This window comes from Paenibacillus sp. N119s (assembly GCF_059447605.1).
On the sequence record NZ_JCAJRU010000428.1, the window covers coordinates 1 to 1,726 of the forward strand.

Annotated in this window: 2 protein-coding genes; both read right to left on the reverse strand. The window is 45.5% G+C overall.

Going from position 1 to position 1,726, the window contains the following annotated elements; translation table 11 throughout:
* Nucleotides 1-150 precede the first annotated feature (150 nt).
* Complete coding sequence (locus AC5V8P_RS25460) at nt 151-486, reverse strand: Na(+)/H(+) antiporter subunit C (RefSeq protein ID WP_064797936.1); 336 nt, start codon at nt 484-486, stop codon at nt 151-153.
* A gap of 1 nt (nt 487) precedes the next feature.
* Nucleotides 488-1,726 (reverse strand): hydrogen gas-evolving membrane-bound hydrogenase subunit E (mbhE, locus tag AC5V8P_RS25465; protein WP_495474038.1); only part of this gene is annotated, 1,239 nt, incomplete at its 5' end.

The following is a 1,726-nucleotide window of genomic DNA, read 5'->3' on the forward strand; positions in this document are numbered from 1 at the left end:
GAATGCGGTAAATCAGCACAAGAGCAATCATAATATTCAAAATGGCGCTAACTGTACTAATGAACCGCTGAAGCAGAATCCTCTCCTTCATAAAAATCAATATAACAGCGGTACACAAGGGAATTAAAATCGGTAGTGCCAAGAGATTGCTCATCGTTCTTCCCCCTTAACACTGTCGATTTCATCGGTGCCCAACATCTGGTACGAACGGTAAGCAAGCACCAAGAAAAAGGCAGTAACTCCAAAACTGATGACGATAGAGGTCAGAATTAACGCCTGCGGTAAAGGGTCCACATAAGTCTCTGCTTTACCTCCTAATACTGGAGCAGCTCCCGTCTTTAGTCCGGCCATCGTCAAGAGCAGCAAATGAACGCCATGAGTTAGCAAGGAAGTCCCCAAAACAATGCGCAGAAGGCTCTTAGATAAAATCAGGTACACCCCAATTGTAAATAAAACACCTACAGCTACAGCCATAATCAGTTCCATTTCACTCATCCCCCCCTATGGTAAAAATAATACTCATGGTCACACCTACTACAGCTAGGTATACCCCCAGATCAAAGAGGACTGCTGTAGCCAGCTCGGTATCACCCATAATAGGCAGATCAAAGTGCCCAAAGGCGTGGCTGAGAAAAGGGGCTTCGAAAACAAACGAGCCAGCCGCAGTCAGAATAGCAATGAGCAGCCCTACCGCTGTGATCATGCGGTAATTCACTGGAAGGACTTTACGAACCTTGTCCATCCCGAAGGAGATCGCCATCAAAATAAGCGCTGCTGAAGTCATCAGGGCTCCGATGAAGCCACCTCCCGGATTATTGTGTCCGGCAAAGAACAAATACATCGAGAAAGTGAGAATCACGATTATGATAACCTTGGACATAGTTCGCAAGATCACATCATTACTGCGGAGCGGAAAAGCCATTCTTCCTTCCTTCTTATTTTTGTTGGCGGGTGTAATGCCAGGCTCCACTTGCAAGTTAATCAAAGCATAAATGCTAAGGGATGCAATAGCGAGAACCATAATTTCAAATAGAGTGTCGAATCCCCGGAAGTCAACGAGAATGACATTGACTACGTTTTTCCCTCCGGCCAAGGAATAGCTTTCTTTTAGGAAAAACTCCGAAATGGGAGCGAATGGACTACTGCCCATTGCTGCCAGCCCAATGAATGTCATCGTAATTCCTACACCTGCAGCGATAATCAAATTCGGCAATCTAAAGCTCAGACGCTCCTTCTCCTTTTTTAACTTCGGAAGGTACTTAAAGCACAGAAGGAACAGAATGACAGATACTGTCTCCACAATCATTTGTGTTAATGCAAGATCAGGTGCGCGGAAGATAACAAACAGCAGAGTCACCATGTACCCGACTGCACCAGTAAACAAAATCGCGTTGACCCGCGACTTAGCAAAGGGTACGGCTACCGCTGCTAGAAGCATTACAACAACAATGACAGCCTCATAAAAACCTAACGGAGCATAGTGGCTCATACCCAGCGACATTCCTTGGGTGCCAATCATCGTACTTCCTAAGGCAGTGACGAAAAAGCCAAATATATAAAGCAAATAATGTCTGTTTGATCCCGTCATGTAGAGATTTGTGAAGCGGTTCGATCCACGTTCCAGCACTTGAAGAGATCCATCGTACATGAGATTAAGAAAATTGCTTCCGTTCCGTTCTCGATCCAGAATCCGCAGTCGGCTGTGTCTTCTATAGAGAAGTGTCCC